Source organism: Chryseobacterium taichungense, from assembly GCF_900109935.1.
Taxonomy (GTDB): domain Bacteria; phylum Bacteroidota; class Bacteroidia; order Flavobacteriales; family Weeksellaceae; genus Chryseobacterium; species Chryseobacterium taichungense.
Map to the genome: position 1 here is coordinate 1 of NZ_FOBV01000002.1, position 18,297 is coordinate 18,297.

Below are 18,297 nucleotides of genomic sequence, written 5' to 3' on the forward strand. Positions count from 1 at the left end.
AGATCGGAATAGGAACAAGCATTCCGGATGCCAGTGCAGCTTTAGAAGTGGCTTCTACCAACAAAGGAATGCTGATTCCAAGGGTGGCTTTAATGAGTTCTACCGATCAAACCACCATTTCTGCTCCGGCTACCGGATTGATGGTTTACAATACCGGAGCAAGCACTCTTACCTACAAAGGTTTTGTCTTCTGGAATGGAACAGAATGGAGACAGATTGATAATACAACAACTTTAAATCCTTCTATTACCGGATTAAATTGTAACAGTGTCTCTATAAGTCCTTCAACGTTCACCTCCGGAACACCTTACACAGGTATATTAACCGTTTATTATTCAGGGGGAAATGGCGGAAGTTATCCCGCAGGAACTTCGTTTACACAAAATGGACTCACCTTTACCATGGATCAAGGCATGCTAAATAAAGGGAATGGTTACATAACTTATTCAGTTACAGGAACGCCAGACTTTACATCACCAACAACCATAACAGTACCTGTAAGCTTTCTTGGATTTAGCTGTAATGCCACCATAGGATTAAATACTTCTCCGTTTGTAATTGGAGAAATTAGATCATCCAGAATATTTGTTAACGGAGCCTCTTTTGCAGTTGGAGGCGGATCTAGAAATTTAATGACTGGTAAAGCACTTACAAATACTACAGTGACAAATAGAAAAGCGGCCTACGAAGAAACAACCAGCAGCCAGAAAACCAAATTCATTTATATTAATGGATTAAGAATGGATTTCTTAGCTTATTCAAGTGGCCAATATGTTAGCCCCAAACTATATAATGCTACAGCATCACCTATTACTTATAGCATATCATCATTATCAACAGGCAATTCATATGTTTATGGAGTTACAACTAATATTGCAGCAGGTCATTATAGCTATTATATAGACGGAGATGATGCTTTTGGAATGGGTGCAAATGATTCAGCGGAATATGTGAATGCTATGTTAACATTTCCTAACGGGGAATGGTATAACTGTACATGGCATGCAACAAATGATGGTACAAATTATTATTTCTATATGACGGCTCAGCGACTTAATTAGGTTATTCAATGAGTAAATTAATTTTTAGCACAAAGATGTCGCGGATTGTAATCCATGATCTGATATAGAAAAATAAATGAGACCTAAACTTGAGGGTTTTTAAAACAAATAATCATTTTTAAAATAAATTACCCCGCACTGCTACCCTGGATAAGCAATCAACGGTAGAGTACAACAAGCGGATTGTTTCGGTGCAAGCAAGGTGATTGTTAGGTAGCAAACAAGGGTCTTACTACGAGGCTAACAAGACGCTTGCTAGGTAGCAAGCAATCGGCTTGTGATAAAATGCAGTAATTTCTGTTCCGAATAAATTGCCATAATTATGAAAGGGAATCGTTTTAGTCAGTGAAAATGATTCCTCACTGAAAGAAGCTGACAACTATTTCTTTAGTATAATGGTACTCTGGCTTTGGGATAGATTCCCGGCCGGAGTTTTTTGTGGCTTTGGTTACGCTCGGCAAACTTTGAGTGGGAGTGTTTGAGTAAGGACTGGTGGCTTCGAGTCGTCTCAGCCACCATTGAACGGAGGATACCAGACTCCCTTGTCATCCCGTAGGGATCTAAGTCCGAATCTTTCCAGGATAATGTTAACGATGCCGAGATTCCTACGTAATGACAAAAGTGTGTGGGTAGTGTTCGGGAGTTTTAGAGCGTGAGCTTTTTTCATTTCAGCTTGTCATCCTGAAAGGATCTAAACATTAAGTTTTCCACCATGCCACTCTGAGCATGTCGAAGGGTCGGTAAAATTCCCGTCGAAGAACAATAAAAGCTTCGACAAGCTCAGCCTGACATCGCAAATAATGATAACAAAAAGTCGTCGATTGACAGAGCCTGAGCGGAGTCGAAGGCCCGCATTACACTTGAAGGATTGGTGGCTTCGAGTCGCCTCAGCCACCATTGAACGGAGGATACCACGCTCCCTTGTCATCCCGTAGGGATCTAAGTCCGAATCTTTCCAGGATAATGTTAATTAATGATGCCGAAATTCCTACGGAATGACAAAGTGTGTGGGTAGTGTTCGGGAGTTTTAGAGCGTGAGCTTTTTCCATTTCAGCTTGTCATCCTGAAAGGATCTAAACATTAAGTTTTCCACCATGCCACTCTGAGCATGTCGAAGGGTCGGTAAAATTCCCGTCGAAGAACAATAAAAGCTTCGACAAGCTCAGCCTGACATCGCAAATAATGATAACAAAAAGTCGTCGATTGACAGAGCCTGAGCGGAGTCGAAGGCCCGCATTACACTTGAAGGATTGGTGGCTTCGAGTCGCCTCAGCCACCATTGAACGGAGGATACCACGCTCCCTTGTCATCCCGTAGGGATCTAAGCCCGAATCTTTCCAGGATAACTTTAAAAGCAATGCCGAGATTCCTACGGAATGACAAAAGTGTGTGGTAGTGTGTGAGGGGTTGGAGAGTTTTAGAGTATGAGTGTTCTAGCGTATTAGGGTGTATGGATATTCTACGGAACGACAAAAAAGTAGTCGGCTGGCGGCGCCTGAGCGGAGTCGAAGGCCCGCATTACACTTGAGGGATTGGTGGCTTCGAGTCGCCTCAGCCACCATTGAACGGAGGATACCACGCTCCCTTGTCATCCCGTAGGGATCTAAGCCTGAATCTTTCCAGGATAATGTTAATGATGCCGAGATTCCTACGGAATGACAAAGTAGGGGGAGAGTTTGAAGGTGGCTACAAGAGTTTCATTAAGATTCGCTATCATTTGCTGAGTGCTAACGCCTTTGCGCTCGAGAGAATGTGTATGTAGTATAATTTCTTGCGAACATAGCGTTAAAAATTAAAAGCTAATGTTACCCGCTATGTCGAGATTCCTACGGAATGACAAAAGTGTGTGGTAGTGTGTGACGGGTTGGAGAGTTTTAGAGTATGAGTGTTCTTGCGTATTAGGGTGTATGGATATTCTACGGAACGACAAAAAGTAGTCGGCTGGCGGCGCCTGAGCGGAGTCGAAGGCCCGCATTACAAGAGATGAAATTTCTCAAACCTCCAGTTTCTTTTCTACTTCATTCGGATGATCGAGGCAGAACTGCAGTTGTTTTTTATCCAGCTGTTTTTCCCAGTTGGCTACGACTACTGTTGCAACGGAATTTCCGATTACATTGGTTAAGGCTCTGCATTCGCTCATGAATTTATCGATTCCCAAAATTAAAGTCATTCCCGCAATCGGAATTTCGGGAACGACGGCCAGGGTAGCAGCTAATGTTACAAAACCAGCTCCTGTTACCCCTGCCGCACCTTTTGAACTCAACATAGCCACTAAAAGCAGTATGATCTGTTTCTCGAGGGGGAGATGTATATTTAATGCCTGAGCAATAAATAAGGAAGCCAGTGTCATATAGATATTCGTGCCGTCAAGGTTGAAAGAATATCCTGTAGGGACTACAAGTCCGACAATAGCTCTGGAACATCCTGCTTTCTCAAGTTTTTCCATAATTCCCGGAAGTGCAGATTCTGAAGAGCTGGTTCCCAGAACCAACAGAAGTTCTTCTTTTAGGAAATACATTAATTTAAAGATATTAAATCCATTATACCATGCAACCGCTCCAAGCACCAGGACAACAAAAAGAGCTGATGTTATATAAAAAGTTCCGACAAGAAAAATGAGATTCAGAACGGAGTGTAACCCGTACTTGCCAATGGTAAAAGCCATCGCCCCGAATGCTCCTATCGGAGCCAGCTTCATGAGCATATGAACAATTTTAAACACTGGAGTGGAAAGGTCCTGTAGGAATTCCGTAATCTTCCGGCTTTTTTCTTTTGTTAAAACCAAAGCAACACCCATTAAAATTGCTACCAGCAATACCTGAAGTATATTTTCTCCCACGAGCGGACTAAAAAGGGTTTCCGGGATGATATTCATAATGAAGCCGGTGAGGGTAGACTCATGGGCCTTCTGCTGGTACTGGGAAACGTCTCCCGAAAGGGTAGAAGGGTCTATGTTAAGACCATGCCCGGGTTGTAAAATATTTCCGACAATCAGTCCGATGATCAGCGCCAGTGTTGAGAATGTCAAAAAGTAAATCATGGCTTTAATGGCAATTCTTCCTACTTTCTTCAGGTCCGTCATGTGGGCTATTCCTAACGTAAGGGTAATGAAGATCACGGGAGCGATAATCATTTTAACCAGTTTTATGAATCCGTCACCCAGCGGTTTCATCTTTTCTCCGAATTCCGGATAAAATCTTCCTAAAAGAATTCCGGCCAGAATAGCTATGATGACCTGAAAATATAGCTGCTGATAAAGTTTTTTTGCTTTCAATGAAATTGTTTTGAGAAGCGAAAATTATGAAAAAATTATTGTTTGATATGATAAATGTCAGTAAAAGTTTCGGCGGTGCTGAAAGCACCGCCGAAACTGTATTATTTTATTATTTAAACCCGTTGTGCATTTTAAATAATGCTAATTTTAATATTATTAATATTTCTATCAAAAATCACTTTATTAATGTATTGTATAACAGTTAAAGAAGTGATTTTTGATATTATTCTGGTTTTAAATCCAGAGAATGTTTTTGCATAATTTCTTCTGATCATGAACTGATCACAAAGTTGAGAAAATAAAGTTTCAATTCTTTTTCGTTTCTTTTTGAATGCATAAAACTGAGGTTTATAATATTTTTGATTTTTCCTTTTTGGAGTATCAAGCCTAATATTGGCTGTTTCAAATAAATTCAGCTGTATACTTTCAGATAAATAGCCTTTATCTCCAATCAAAATACAATCGGACATTTGATGCTGAATATCCTTTAGATAATGAATATCATGTACAGAAGCTGCACTGAGATCCACACTTTGAAAAACTCCGCTTACAGAACATACCGCATGCAGTTTGTAACCATAGAAAGATATTTTTTGAGAAGCACAAAATCCTCTATCGGGAAAACTAAATTCTGCTTCTTTACAGACCTTGGAACGAGTACTTCTGGATATTTTGCAAACTTCCAAAGGCATACTATCCACAATGAAATAATTCTCAAATTCATTAAATATTTCGGATAATTGTAGTCTTATGCTGTTTGTAAAGTCAATTAACCTTCTTCTACGACGATTGTAAACGGTTCTTTCTATCTTGTTTATAAAGAATGCGGGTAAGATTCTAAATAAATGATTTTCGCTGTCGATTCCCATATATTCAGCGGTTAAGCTCAAGCTAATTAATTCCAGATCACTCAACCTAGGCCTTCGGCGTTGATACTCTAGAAGATGATCATTGGATATTTTTCTTAAAACTTCCAAAATTCTTTCGTAATTTGCTTGCAAGTTGTTCATTGTAAATGTTTTGTGGTAAAAACAATTTACTGATTATCAATCAAATGAACAACTTTATTCTTTTTTTAATCATAACGCACAACGGGTTATTTAAATATGATTATTCAACCGCTACAGAGTCATCGCCTCTGCCATCAGCAACCGCATGAATACTTCCGTCATCGTCCATTAAAATCAATTCTGTTCTTCCGATCTGTCCCTTTCTTTCCGCTTTATATCCTAATTTTTCCAACTCTGTAATGGTTGTTTCAGGAAAGTTTTTCTCAAAAGCGACAATCTCCGGAAGCCACTGGTGATGGAATTTCGGAGAATTGACCGCAATATTGGCGGTAAGCTTAAAATCAATAACATCAACAACAGACTGGTATACCGACGTAGGAATGGTAGTTCCTCCAGGCGTTCCTACCACCATATAAGGTTTACCACCTTTCATAATGATCGTCGGTGTCATGGAAGAAAGCATTCTCTTGTTGGGCTGGATAGAGTTGGCCTCTCCGCCTACAGCTCCGAACATGTTGGGAACACCCGGCTTTATGGAAAAATCATCCATTTCATTGTTCAGGAAAAAACCGGCTCCGGATACCACGACTTTGCTTCCGTATAATCCGTTTAAGGTGGTCGTGACAGCAGCGGCATTTCCTTCTTTATCAATAACTGAAATATGGGTGGTTTGTGTAGATTCTGCAGGTTGTTTAATTATTTTTCCGACCTCTGCGCTCGCTGTGGCTTTCTGAAAGCTGAAACTTTTCCATCTGCTTTTTAAATATTCATCGGAGATCAGGTATGAAGTTTTATCCTGAATGAAATCGGGATCGCCCATATATTCTGCTCTGTCAGCATACGCTCTTCTTTCGGCTTCCACCATGATCTGAACTGCTTTTGTCGAATTCAGTTGATATTTTTCCAGATTTTCATAACTCGCCATTTTTAACATCTGAGCAAGTAAAATCCCGCCGCTTGAAGGCAATGGCATCGATACTACATTATTTCCTTTATAGTCAAATTCCAAGGCTTTTCTTTCGGCAACTTTGTAATTTTTTAAATCTTCCAGAGTAATAATCCCATTTCCTTTTTTCATTTCAGAAATAATAAGTCCTGCAGTTTTGCCTTCATAGAAACCTTTCTGTCCGTATTTCTGAATGAGTTTTAACGTTTGAGCCAGTTCTTTCTGGATTAGGAGATCACCCGTCTTCCAGGGAATGTCTTTTACGAAAGCAATATTACTCTTATTATGTTTCTGAAAGTATTCTTTATGGGCATTTAATAAATCTGCTTCCTGGCGGGTTATGGCAAATCCTTTTTCTGCTAAATCTATCGCTGGCTGAATAAGCTTATCCATAGGAAGTTTGCAGTACTTTACCGTTGCAAAAAAGCCTGCCACACTTCCGGGAACACCGACCGCCAGTCTTCCGTTTTGGGAAAGATCGGTATCAGCCTTTCCGCTTTTGTCTGTATACATGTCGTGGCTGGCCTTGTGAGGTGCAGTCTCCCGGTAGTCAATCGTAAATCTTTCACCATTGTTTTTGACACCCACTAAAAATCCACCCCCTCCTATATTACCTGCCTGAGGATAAACAACGGCAAGCGCATATTGCGTCGCTATTACAGCATCATAAGCATTGCCCCCCATTCTGAGTATTTTCGCACCAGCTTCGCTCGCCAGCGGATGGGCCGAAACCACAACTCCCTTATTCCTTACCTTAACTTCTTTTACAATATTGAAATCGGTGTATTGTGCTGAAACTGTGTTAGTAATTAGAATAAGTAAAATGATAATCTTTTTCATTTGTAAATTTTATAATCCAATTTACAATTTTCTTTTAAGATAGGCTTTAAAATATTTACTTTTGCTTTCATCAACTAATAAAAATCAAAAATGGAATCCCACACGGAAAGAATACTTATTACAGGTGCCTTAGGACAGATCGGTACCGAGCTTACAAACAGACTTGTCCAAATTCACGGCGCTGAAAATGTAGTGGCTTCAGGCCTTGACAGATGGCAGAAAGGAATTACTTCAGCAGGACATTATGAAAGGATGGATGTTACCAACACTCAGCTGGTAAGACAGGTCGTAAAAGATTATGAGATCACTACGGTTTACCACCTGGCTTCATTATTGTCAGGTACTTCTGAAAAGCAGCCTGTTTTTGCATGGAAACTTAATCTTGAGCCTCTTCTTCATTTTTGTGAAATGGCAAAGGAAGGTCTTATTCAGAAGATATTCTGGCCAAGCTCGATCGCTGTTTTCGGGAAAGGGATTCCCAAGGAAAATGTAGGTCAGGATGTCGTGCTGAACCCAACAACAGTATACGGAATATCAAAAATGGCAGGAGAAAAATGGTGCGAGTATTATTTCGATAAGCATGGGGTAGATGTAAGAAGTATACGATACCCGGGACTGATTTCATGGAAGACGCCAGCCGGTGGAGGAACAACAGATTATGCCGTTGAGATTTTTTACGAGGCTATTGAAGAAGGGAAGTATACCAGCTTCATTTCTGAAAATACAGGAATGCCGATGTTGTATATGGATGATGCGATCAACGCGACTTTAAAATTAATGGAAGCACCGAAGGAGAATCTTACCGTTCGTTCATCATACAATTTGGGAGGAATGTCTTTTACCCCAAAAGAACTGGCTGAAGAAATCAAAAAAGAAATTCCGGATTTTAAGATCGATTATAAGCCGGATTTCAGACAACAAATTGCAGACTCATGGCCGGCATCAATTGATGATTCTGTGGCCAAAAAAGACTGGGGATTATCTTATGAATTTGGAATTTCGGAGATGACTAAAGATATGATCAAGAACCTTAAATTGAAGTTAGGAAAGTAGTTTTAGATGTAAAGTTATACTTTAAATAGAATTACTCTTAACATTTGATTTTTAATTATTTTCAAATTTTATCTAAAATTAAATTGATATGGTATTATTAACTTTTAACATCATTAATATTGAAGCTTCATGCAAAAATGAAGCACAGGTATCCGATGTTGAAAGGCTGAAAATTTCAATCGATAATACAAAAGCGATTCTGAGAATTTTAGATATTCATGATATAAAAGCGAGCTTTTTTGTGGAGATTTCTATTGCGGAAAAGCTTCAGGATTTATTAAAAGCAATTTCATCCAAAGGGCATGAAATTGCTTTTTACAATAAAGATTCTATCGTAGAAGAAGTTGAAAATACGAAGATATTTGTTCAGGAACTTTTAGAAAAACAGGTTAGGGGAATCCGTCAAAAAGAAATAAAAATCCCGCCTCAAAATTTGAAGCTGATGGAATTTAGCTACATTTCAAATATCGATAATGCCAATATCCTTTTTCCCTTCAAACGCCTGAAAAGGACTACGGAAATTGTTGAGGAAGACGGATTAAGTATTGTTCCTGAAAGTATTTCCCCATACAGTCAACTGCCTTATAATGATTTTGTATTCCAGGTGCTGCCGATGAAATATTATCAGAATATGGTTTTTGAAACCTTGAAGAATGATGATTTTGTTTTGATTTATTTAAATTCGTGGCAGTTTACAGATTTCGGTAAGTATCATTTTGATGTTCCTTTTTACAGAAGGTTGAATTCCGGCAAAAAAATGGAGGACAAACTGGATGCCCTCCTTAGTTGGATTAACGAGAAAGAAATGGCTACTTCCCGTATGAAAGATTATATATTTTAAATTCCACTATTCATTTTTACAGATGGCCAGAAGATCTGTAGAATGCTCCATCTCCTTGTCGAATAAAATGTCTTCATGCGAATATTGCATTGCGAAATCGCTTGAAGTATTATGCAATGATTGAGTTGGGTTATTGTGTCTGTTCCTGATTTTCTTTAAAAGGTTAAATACTTTTTTCTGAAGATTTAAAAGATAAACTCTTAAAGAATAAGGATAGATATATAACGTGGAAGGTAATACAGCTATTCGCTGTTTTCTTGTCCTTTTGATCTCTTCCAGAACTAAGTCTGAATCTGATCCTATTTTTAGAATTTCTACCTGATTAAAATATTTTCTGAGAAGTTTTTCTAGGCTTTTAGGAGTATATTCTTTCAGATGAAAAATATTCCAGGGCTGCTGAATATATTTAAATAGCCGGTGCTTTATATCAGGAGTTGAAATAATTAATAGTCCGCCTGGATTTAAAAGCTGTTTTAGTGTAGAAGTATACTCTTTATCATCTGGTACATGTTCTATGACCTGAAATGAAGTGATGATGTCAAATTTTTCATTTCCCAATTCAGCAATCGTTTTGAAATTCAGATTAGGAGATCTGTATTCCTGGGCCGCAAAATCTACTGCCTCTTTGCTGATGTCAACACCTGTAACATCTGCTGCAGCTTCAGAAAGCATATGTGAACCATATCCAGAACCGCATCCGTAATCCAGAACTTTTTTATCTTTTACGAATTTTTTAGCGTATTCGTAGGTTGCAATGTGTATTAAATGCAGGTATAGTTCAGATTTATTTGTAAAATAATGATGTATGATGTGTCTTTCTCCGGTATCCTTCATTGCAAATTATTTGGTTAAAAGGTGGCTTATGTCAATTCAAAAAGCGTAATCTCAGGTAATACACCCACTCTTCCCGGATAGGCCAGAACGCCGAAACCACGGTTGACATACAGCATTTTTCCTTCACTTTCGTATAAATCTGCCCATTTGGGGTATTTATACTGAACCGGTGACCATTTTACATTTTTAAGATCAAGGCCAAACTGCATTCCGTGTGTATGTCCAGAAAGCGTTAATTGAATGTTTCCAGGGTGTTTTTTAACGACGTAATCAAAATGAGTAGGGTCATGGCTCATCAGAATTTTTGTAGCGGATTCAGGCACTCCTTTCAAGGCGTCATCTATTCTCCCGAATTGCGGGAAAGGTTTAAGTCCCCAGTTTTCTACTCCAAGGATATAAAGTTTATCGCCGTTTTTCTCAATTATACGGTTTTCATTCCGAAGCATATCAAAACCGGCCTGTCTTTCATAATCGATCAACGTATTAAGATTTTGCCTTTTTTCGTCTGGTGAAGTCCAGTTGATATAGTCGCCATAATCATGGTTTCCCAGAACGGCAAATTTACCGTCTTTTGCTTTTATCTTTGAAAATAGCGGAATAAAAGGCTTGAATTCTTCTGCCACATTGTTAACCATATCCCCGGTAAATAAGACCAGATCAGGATTTTGTTCATTAATAAGATTAATCGCATGCTCAAGTTTACTCGGATCAGAGAAGCTTCCGCTATGTACATCAGAAATCTGTACAATTTTGTAACCTTTGAAACTTTTTGGCAGACTGGCAAAATTGATTCTTACTTTTCTTACTTTATGGCGGTACTTCCCGAAAGTGATCCCGTCAATGAAAAGAGCAGAAAGAACACCTCCCAGACCTAAACCAACCAGGCTTAAAAACTTTCTTCTTTCAGGGAAGTGATTTTCTGAAGATCCTACCAAACTGATAAGATATCCAAAGATTCTAATGATATCGTCAATTAGCAGGAACAGAACGACAAAGATTTTAGGAAGAATAAAGATCAAAAAAAGAGATATCATGATCTGTGCTCTCATCATACTTCTGTCGGCCCTGCTGAAATGCATCACCTCATAGGCGAAGAAGCCATACACCGCAAGAGAAATTGTCCAGTATCCGATCCGTACCCAGAAATTATCTGTGAGGGTTCTGATAGCCTGATAGATATATATTTCCAGGAAAAGGAAAATGGCTGCAATAATTAAAAAGTTTTTTTGCATAATCCGTTTAAAAAAAGCACAAAGAATAGTTTCCCTGTGCTTTTTATATTTTTAAATTAAATAATAATATTAAGGAAATCTGTATACGATAGCATTGATATTCATACCGGCACCTACCGAAGTCATCACAATGTTACCTTTTTCTTTAAACGATTGACCGTCCATTTTTCCTTTAATTATTAAATCAAACATGGTAGGAATTGTTGCTACGGAAGAATTTCCGAAGTCCTGAATCGTCATTGGAGAGATAGAGTGATCATAATCTTTCACATCATAAAGCTTATGAAGTCTTTCGATCATGGCATAATCCATCTTTGCATTAGCCTGGTGAATCAGAATCTTGTTGATATCTTCAATAGAAAGACCTGCGTCTTCGATTGTTTCTTTAATAGCTGCAGGAACGTTTTTCAGGGCGTATTCATAAATTTTTCTTCCCTGCATTCTTACAAATAGACGGGTCTGGTCAGATTCTTTATTGATGGATGGTCCGTTTGCCAGATAATCCAGCTCAAGACCATTATCACAGATGGTATTATGGGCAATGATTCCTACGTTTTCATCGTCGGTCGCCTTTACCACCACTGCTCCGGCTCCGTCTGCAAAGATCATTCTGTTTCTGTCGTGAGGATCTGTTACTCTGCTTAAGGTTTCGGCACCGATCACAAGAATTGTTTTGGCAACTTTAGCTTTAATTAAATTATCAGCCAAAATCATCGCTTCCACCCATCCCGGACATCCGAAAAGCATATCATAAGTAACGCATTTTCTGTTTTTAATGCCTAATTTATTCTTTACCCTTGCGGCCATTGTCGGCATGAAATCTGCGTATCCGTGAACGGTTACTTCACCGAAATTACTGGCGTAAATGATGTAATCAAGTTCTTCCTGATCTATTTTTGCGTCTTCGATAGCAATTTTGGCAGCCTCGTATCCGATTTGTGAATTGGATAGATCTTCTTCTATGAATCTCCTGTTTTCTATTTCTGTAATTTCTACAAATTTTGCAATAGTTTCTTCAGCAGGTTTGTCAATCTTTACCCCGTCTTCTGTATAAAACTCTGAACCTAAGAAATAGTCTCTTCCGATAATTCTGCTGGGAAGGTAAGATCCAGAACCAATTATGATCGTATTCGGCATTCGTTTAAATGATTTTTTAAAGACGCAAAGTTAATAATTAATATTAATAACAGAGAATTAAAAATATTATTAAATTTGCAAAAATTGTACTTTACAATCCTATGAAAAATAATCCATCCTTAAAAGGCTTACTGATTGCAATTGTGGCGTTTATTTTTGCCTTTGGGATATACTTCCTCTTTTTAGCCAAAAAGAATTATTATGTCGTAGACAATCCGACTTCCAATACATTTTATTATACCATAAATAATGGTTCTGAAGGGACAATTGCCGGTGGGCAAACCGTTCATGTGGATCTGAATAAAGGTAAAAACTCCATTAAGGTTTTTGATAAAAATAAAAAATTACTGTTTGATTCTGCTTTTGAGGTGAATAAAGTAAGAGGCCTTATCAATATAGCACATCAGGATTATTATATCAATGATCAGTATTATGGCTACAACCTTAAAAAAGATTCACTACTTTTGGCACTGGATAAAACCGTCATTGACGGAAAAACATATTTTGGAGGAGCGAGACGCTTCAATAAATTATTTACTGATGATTTTTACTACAATGTAGATGAGGATTACGATAAGGTGATCAAAAATATCCAGCAGGTGGAATCAAGATCAAAAATCTTCAGGAAACAGGATTACCTAAATTATTATAACGAATATTACAAGTTTTAAGTTTTGACAAAAGATATTACCAAAATTACACCCTACAACTCTGAGGCAACCAAAAAGAGCCAGGTAGAGGATATGTTCGACAATATTGCACCGAAATATGATCTTCTGAATCATGTTCTGTCCATGAAAATAGATGTTTTATGGAGAAATACCTTGGTGAAATGGATGAAAAATGACAATCCGCAGGAAGTGCTGGATGTGGCTACAGGAACGGGAGATCTTGCGATTACAATTGAAAAGGGAACGGGATCTAAAGTAATTGGATTAGATTTATCGCAACAAATGTTAAATGTTGGCGTTATTAAAATAAAAAAACTTAAATTAGACGGCAAAATTTCCATGCAAAAAGGAGATGCAGAGAATTTACCTTTCGAGGAAAACAGATTCGATGCGGTTTCGGTTGCATTTGGAGTGAGGAATTTTGAAAACCTTACCAAAGGTTTGGCAGAGTTGAGAAGAGTTGTTAAAGATAACAAGAGTGTTTATATACTGGAGTTTTCAAAGGTTGAGGGTTTCATGGCGCCATTTTATATGTTTTATTTCAAAAATATATTACCTGCCATTGGCAGACTGGTTTCCAAGGATAATAGGGCATACACATACCTTCCGGATTCTGTAAATGCTTTTCCTTTCGGGGAAAAGATGAGACAAATTCTTTTAGATACAGGATTTAAAAAAGTTGAATATAAAAAACTAAGTTTAGGTATAGCCACAATTTATAAAGCAACAAAGTAACCTATGAGTAAATTTTTATTAAGAGCACTGGTTTTAACCTCAGTAAATATCGCCGTTTTAGCAAACGCGCAATTCAGAACCCGAAACAGAATGGATAAGTTGGAAGATTTCGACGAGCAGAAATTCAGCTGGGGTTTTTATCTGAATGGTAACAGACTAGACTACCGTATCGTTTTGAATCCGAGATACGGGATGAATAATAATCAGAATCTTGTTTCATCTAAAGAAAGCTACAGTTTCGGTGCCGGCTTGATCGCAAAATGGAGACTGAATGATTATTTGGATGTAAGATTGGAACCAGGGTTACAATTTGGTCAGAGGCAGTTGACTTTTAACACACAGTCTAATGACCAGTATGCGGCGGGTACTTTAACGAACGATCCTTTTATTCCGTTTCCTTTAACAGAAAAAGACAGAGTAAGAGAAATTAAAACTACTTTGGTAGATGTTCCTGTGTTGTTGGAATTCCACGGACAGAGATGGTACAATTCTCGACCATATGTGGCTGCCGGGGTAAACTATATCGTGAACCTTCAGTCTAATTCAGATTCTACCGATGACAACCTGCAGCAGGTTTTCAGATCAACAACGCACAATTTTGCATGGTCTGCGGAAATGGGGATTCAGTTCTACTTTAATAAATTTAAGCTGACTCCTGCAATCAGAGGGACGTTCATCATGAACAATGAGATCGTTGCTGATAATGCCACAACACCTCCGTACTGGACTTCCGCCATGTCTACGCTGCAAACAAGAGCCGTATTCTTTGTACTGAAATTTGAATAAGAAAATAATTATAAAATATAAAAAGGAGATGCATTTGCGTCTCCTTTTCCGTTTGAAAACAAAATATAGAGACTTTTATTTTTGTTAGTGTTAATATTTTGTTATTTTTGCTATTAGTTAGAATATACAAAACCTGAAATGCTTCAAGATTTAGAAAACAATTTTTCAGAATTAGAGAAAAAGATTTTGCTGTTACAAAAGAACTATAAAAATCTTACTGAAAAGTTCTCGGAATTAAGTATTGAGCATGAAGACCTGAAGAAAAAGTATGATGAAGAAAGGAAGAAAAATCAGGTATTAGCAGAAGAACAAAAAAATATAAAACTTTATTCAGCAATATCCGGAAATCCTGAACATAACAGATTGATGAAAAATCACATCAACAGATTGGTAAAGGAAATAGATTTCTGTATTGCACAGCTTCAAAACAGTGGATTATAATGGAAGTAAGAAGAATAACCATTAATATTGCAGGAAGGGTATATCCGCTGAACGTACCGGCAGCAGAAGAAGAAACTTTGCGTAAAGTCGGGAAGCAGATTGAAAATATGATTAAAGATTTTGAACAAAATTTCGATGTCAGAGATAAACAGGATGCGTTGGCGATGTGTGCCCTTAAATTGGGAACTAATGCAGAAGTAGTATCGATGAATTACGAAAAAACAATACAATCTACCAACGAAAGATTAGTGAAAATTAATCAGTCGTTGAATGAAACAGGGAAATAGATTTTTTTTCCCGAAAAATGCTGCCTACAATAATTCTAACACATTAAAGGTAAACTCAACGCTAAACAATTACCGAACAAATGTCCATTGAATGGCGTGCCGGTCCGTCCGGATTACAGACAGTGGAAATCAGTTCAAATCGTGTTGATTAGGAGTTTACTCTCAATCTCTGGATTATTGTGGGCTTTTTTTATTTATGTAAATACAATTAAAACTCAATATAAATTATGATAGAAGTTATAGTCGGCGTTGTCTGTTTAGTAATCGGAGCTGCGGCAGGAGTATTTTTCTCCAAAAGTTCACTGAATACTAAAGCAAAATTCATTATAGACGATGCAAAGAAAAATGCCGAAAATCTTATAGAAAAAGCCAATGTACAGGCAGAATCCATAAAGAAAGAGAAAAATCTCCAGGCTAAGGAAAAATTTCTTGAACTTAAATCCCAGCATGATGCTGATATTCAGGGGCGTGAAAAGAAAATGCAGGAGGTTGAAAAAAGAATTAAGGATAAAGAGCATAAGCTGAATGATGAGCTTAGCAAAGTAGGAAAACTAGAGAAAGATCTGGATAAGCAAATCGCTGATTATGCTAAGAAAACAGAGATCTTAGAGAAGAAACAACACGAATTGGATATTGCTACTGCTAAAAAAGTTGAAATTCTTGAAAAAATTGCAAATTACACTGCAGATGAAGCAAGAGCAGAATTGGTAGAAACCATGAAAGCAGAGGCTAAGACAAGAGCTCAGGCGCACGTTCAGAGCATCATGGAAGAAGCTCAGCTTAATGCGAAGAGTGAAGCAAGAAAAATCGTTATCCAGACTATTCAGAGAATAGGAACAGAGCAGGCCATCGAAAATTCCGTTTCTGTATTTAATATTGAATCGGATGAAGTAAAAGGTAGAATTATCGGTAGAGAAGGTAGAAATATTCGTGCTTTAGAAGCCGTAACGGGTGTAGAGATCATTGTTGATGATACGCCGGAAGCTATTCTTCTTTCATGCTTTGATCCGGTAAGAAGAGAGATCGCGAGATTATCACTTCACAGATTGGTTACAGACGGAAGAATTCACCCTGCAAGAATTGAAGAAGTAGTTGAAAAAACCAGAAAACAAATTGAAGAGGAAATTATTGAAGTAGGGAAAAGAACGATCATTGATTTAGGAATTCACGGATTACATCCTGAACTGATCAAAATCGTTGGTAGAATGAAATACCGTTCTTCTTACGGACAAAACTTACTACAGCACTCAAGAGAAGTAGCAAACATTGCTGCAACAATGGCCGCTGAATTAGGATTGAATGTAAAATTAGCGAAAAGAGCAGGTTTATTACATGATATCGGTAAAGTTCCTGAGCAGGAATCTGAGCTTCCTCACGCCTTATTAGGAATGCAGTGGGCTGAAAAATATGGTGAAAATGCAGAAGTGGTAAACGCTATCGGAGCTCACCACGACGAAGTGGAAATGACCTCATTGTTATCACCGATCATCCAGGTAGCGGATGCAATTTCCGGGGCAAGACCGGGTGCGAGAAGACAGGTGCTTGAATCATACATCCAAAGATTAAAAGATCTTGAATCTGCAGCTTTAAGCTTTGATGGTGTTTCATCAGCATATGCCATCCAGGCGGGTAGAGAATTAAGAGTAATGGTAGAAAGCGGAAAAGTAAATGATGAAGTCGCTTCCCAGCTTTCTTATGATATTTCAGAAAAAATCCAGAACGAGCTTACTTATCCAGGACAGGTAAAAGTAACCGTAATCAGGGAAACCAGAGCTGTAAATATTGCGAGATAATAATCAAAAAAGATATTTCATAAAAACCTTTCAAGAAATTGGAAGGTTTTTTATTTTTAGCAAAATTAAATTCAATGCAAGAGCTTTCCTTGTCTTCGAAACTGAAGTACATTTTTTCAATTCCGGTGATCATTTCCGCTTTGGGATATTTTGTTGATATTTATGATTTGTTATTGTTTGGTATTGTACGAATTCCCAGTTTAAAAGCTTTAGGTTTAAATCCTGATACTGACGGAACATTTATTCTTAATGCACAGATGGTAGGATTGCTTATTGGAGGAATATTCTGGGGAGTTTTTGGTGATAAAAAAGGGAGGCTGTCTGTACTGTTTGGTTCAATTTTAGTCTACTCACTGGCGAATATTGCATGTGGATTTTTACCGCATTTCCCTGAGAAGCATTTGGTCTATCAATATGCTGCTTTGAGATTCATTGCAGGCATTGGGCTTGCCGGAGAACTTGGAGCAGGAATTACCTTAGTTTCTGAAAGCCTTCCGAAGAATCTGAGGGCTATTGGGACCTCCGTAGTTGCCGGATTTGGATTAATGGGAGCTGTTGTGGCCCAGCTAACGGTAGAATTAGCTGGCGGCTGGAATATTTCCTACATTATCGGAGGTATTCTTGGAATTTTATTATTATTTCTCAGAATCAGCGTATCAGAATCGGGAATTTATAAGAACATGGAACATCAGTCCGTTTCAAAAGGAAACTTCTTTTCTTTTTTCACCAATAAAGATCGGTTTATAAGATATATCAAATGTATTGCAATTGGTTTGCCTACATGGTATTGCATTGGAATTCTGGCAGTTCTTGCCAATCAATTTGCTCCGGAGCTAGGCATTAAAGATCTTAGTCCTGGAAAAGCCATTATGTGGGCTTATATTGGAATTTCCGTAGGCGACTTGGCCAGCGGATTTATTTCTCATCTTTTAAAGTCAAGGAAAAGAGCCATTCTCATCATGCTGCTTTTTACCATTATCGGAGTTGTTATCATGCTCTTCGGAAATACAGATACAGAAACCAAATATTATATTTTCTGTGTCTGGCTAGGACTTGGAACAGGCTATTGGGCAATGTTTGTAACGCTGGCTGCAGAACAATTCGGAACAAACATCAGAAATACGGCTACGACAACTGTACCGAATATGGTTCGCGGATTTGTTCCTGTAATGATCCTGGCTTTTGACTTTTTTAAAAATGATTTTTCTGTTATTATAAGTGCAGCAATAGTAGGAGCAATCGTGTTCGGGCTCGCACTTTATTCTTCACTGACAATATCCGAAACGCATAACAGAGACCTAGAATTTACAGAATAATTTATGCTGTTTAAAATATTTCTATGAATATTTTCGTTAT

At 37.9% G+C, this 18,297-nt stretch carries 16 protein-coding genes and 1 pseudogene; 10 read left to right on the forward strand and 7 right to left on the reverse strand.

Translation table 11 applies throughout. From position 1 onward, the window contains the following. A pseudogene (locus BMW64_RS20580) lies at nt 1-1,061 on the forward strand (hypothetical protein); the annotation flags it as partial. A gap of 887 nt (nt 1,062-1,948) precedes the next feature. On the opposite strand, the gene BMW64_RS20585 reads toward BMW64_RS20580, so the two are convergent. The 4 genes from BMW64_RS20585 to ggt form a co-directional block, all read right to left on the reverse strand. Further along, nucleotides 1,949-2,110 carry a hypothetical protein gene (locus BMW64_RS20585; RefSeq protein ID WP_177175230.1) on the reverse strand — a complete coding sequence of 54 codons (162 nt, stop codon included), beginning with the start codon at nt 2,108-2,110 and terminating at the stop codon, nt 1,949-1,951. Nucleotides 2,111-3,054: 944 nt separating this feature from the next. After that, a complete protein-coding gene (locus BMW64_RS03780) occupies nt 3,055-4,335 on the reverse strand; it encodes a dicarboxylate/amino acid:cation symporter (RefSeq protein ID WP_089998529.1) in 1,281 nt (426 codons plus the stop codon). A gap of 131 nt (nt 4,336-4,466) precedes the next feature. Beyond that, on the reverse strand, nt 4,467-5,345 hold the full coding sequence (locus BMW64_RS03785) for an IS982 family transposase (RefSeq protein ID WP_089998530.1): 879 nt from the start codon (nt 5,343-5,345) through the stop codon (nt 4,467-4,469). A 100-nt stretch (nt 5,346-5,445) separates the two neighbouring features. Then, the gene (gene ggt / locus BMW64_RS03790) at nt 5,446-7,131 is read right to left on the reverse strand and encodes a gamma-glutamyltransferase (RefSeq protein ID WP_089998532.1); all 1,686 of its coding nucleotides are present in this window, start codon (nt 7,129-7,131) and stop codon (nt 5,446-5,448) included. 90 nt (nt 7,132-7,221) lie between these two features. Between ggt and BMW64_RS03795 the strand changes: the two genes are divergently transcribed. Together BMW64_RS03795 and BMW64_RS03800 are read left to right on the forward strand one after the other, a co-directional pair. After that, nucleotides 7,222-8,184 (forward strand): NAD-dependent epimerase/dehydratase family protein, encoded by a 963-nt coding sequence (locus BMW64_RS03795; RefSeq protein ID WP_089998534.1) that lies wholly within the window; start codon nt 7,222-7,224, stop codon nt 8,182-8,184. 88 nt (nt 8,185-8,272) lie between these two features. Next, nucleotides 8,273-9,025, forward strand: a complete 753-nt coding sequence (locus tag BMW64_RS03800; RefSeq protein WP_089998536.1) for a polysaccharide deacetylase family protein — start codon at nt 8,273-8,275, stop codon at nt 9,023-9,025. Between the two features lie 6 nt (nt 9,026-9,031). On the opposite strand, the gene BMW64_RS03805 is transcribed toward BMW64_RS03800, so the two are convergent. The 3 genes from BMW64_RS03805 to BMW64_RS03815 form a co-directional block, all read right to left on the reverse strand. Beyond that, nucleotides 9,032-9,859 carry a class I SAM-dependent methyltransferase gene (locus BMW64_RS03805; RefSeq protein ID WP_089998537.1) on the reverse strand — a complete coding sequence of 276 codons (828 nt, stop codon included), beginning with the start codon at nt 9,857-9,859 and terminating at the stop codon, nt 9,032-9,034. A 26-nt stretch (nt 9,860-9,885) separates the two neighbouring features. Then, nucleotides 9,886-11,091: a metallophosphoesterase gene (locus tag BMW64_RS03810; RefSeq protein WP_089998538.1), complete on the reverse strand. Its 1,206-nt coding sequence runs from the start codon at nt 11,089-11,091 to the stop codon at nt 9,886-9,888. A 69-nt stretch (nt 11,092-11,160) separates the two neighbouring features. Continuing rightward, nucleotides 11,161-12,228: a 3-oxoacyl-ACP synthase III family protein gene (locus BMW64_RS03815; RefSeq protein ID WP_089998540.1), complete on the reverse strand. Its 1,068-nt coding sequence runs from the start codon at nt 12,226-12,228 to the stop codon at nt 11,161-11,163. Between the two features lie 101 nt (nt 12,229-12,329). On the opposite strand from BMW64_RS03815, the gene BMW64_RS03820 reads away from it, so the two are divergent. The 7 genes from BMW64_RS03820 to BMW64_RS03850 all read left to right on the forward strand — a co-directional run bounded on the left by BMW64_RS03820 (nt 12,330) and on the right by BMW64_RS03850 (nt 18,257). Continuing rightward, nucleotides 12,330-12,899, forward strand: coding sequence for a hypothetical protein (locus BMW64_RS03820; RefSeq protein WP_089998542.1), 570 nt, complete (start codon nt 12,330-12,332; stop codon nt 12,897-12,899). 3 nt (nt 12,900-12,902) lie between these two features. Further along, nucleotides 12,903-13,634, forward strand: a complete 732-nt coding sequence (gene ubiE / locus BMW64_RS03825; RefSeq protein WP_089998544.1) for a bifunctional demethylmenaquinone methyltransferase/2-methoxy-6-polyprenyl-1,4-benzoquinol methylase UbiE — start codon at nt 12,903-12,905, stop codon at nt 13,632-13,634. Between the two features lie 3 nt (nt 13,635-13,637). Further along, nucleotides 13,638-14,420 (forward strand): type IX secretion/gliding motility protein PorT/SprT, encoded by a 783-nt coding sequence (gene porT, locus BMW64_RS03830; protein ID WP_089998545.1) that lies wholly within the window; start codon nt 13,638-13,640, stop codon nt 14,418-14,420. 138 nt (nt 14,421-14,558) lie between these two features. Next, entirely contained in the window at nt 14,559-14,861 is a 303-nt protein-coding gene (locus BMW64_RS03835; RefSeq protein ID WP_029294115.1) for a hypothetical protein, read from the forward strand. Beyond that, nucleotides 14,861-15,148: a cell division protein ZapA gene (locus tag BMW64_RS03840; RefSeq protein WP_089998547.1), complete on the forward strand. Its 288-nt coding sequence runs from the start codon at nt 14,861-14,863 to the stop codon at nt 15,146-15,148. The genes BMW64_RS03835 and BMW64_RS03840 overlap by 1 nt, the downstream gene beginning before the upstream one ends. A gap of 227 nt (nt 15,149-15,375) precedes the next feature. Next, nucleotides 15,376-16,941, forward strand: a complete 1,566-nt coding sequence (gene rny, locus BMW64_RS03845; protein ID WP_177175231.1) for a ribonuclease Y — start codon at nt 15,376-15,378, stop codon at nt 16,939-16,941. 74 nt (nt 16,942-17,015) lie between these two features. Continuing rightward, nucleotides 17,016-18,257, forward strand: coding sequence for an MFS transporter (locus BMW64_RS03850; protein ID WP_089998549.1), 1,242 nt, complete (start codon nt 17,016-17,018; stop codon nt 18,255-18,257). Nucleotides 18,258-18,297 lie beyond the last annotated feature (40 nt).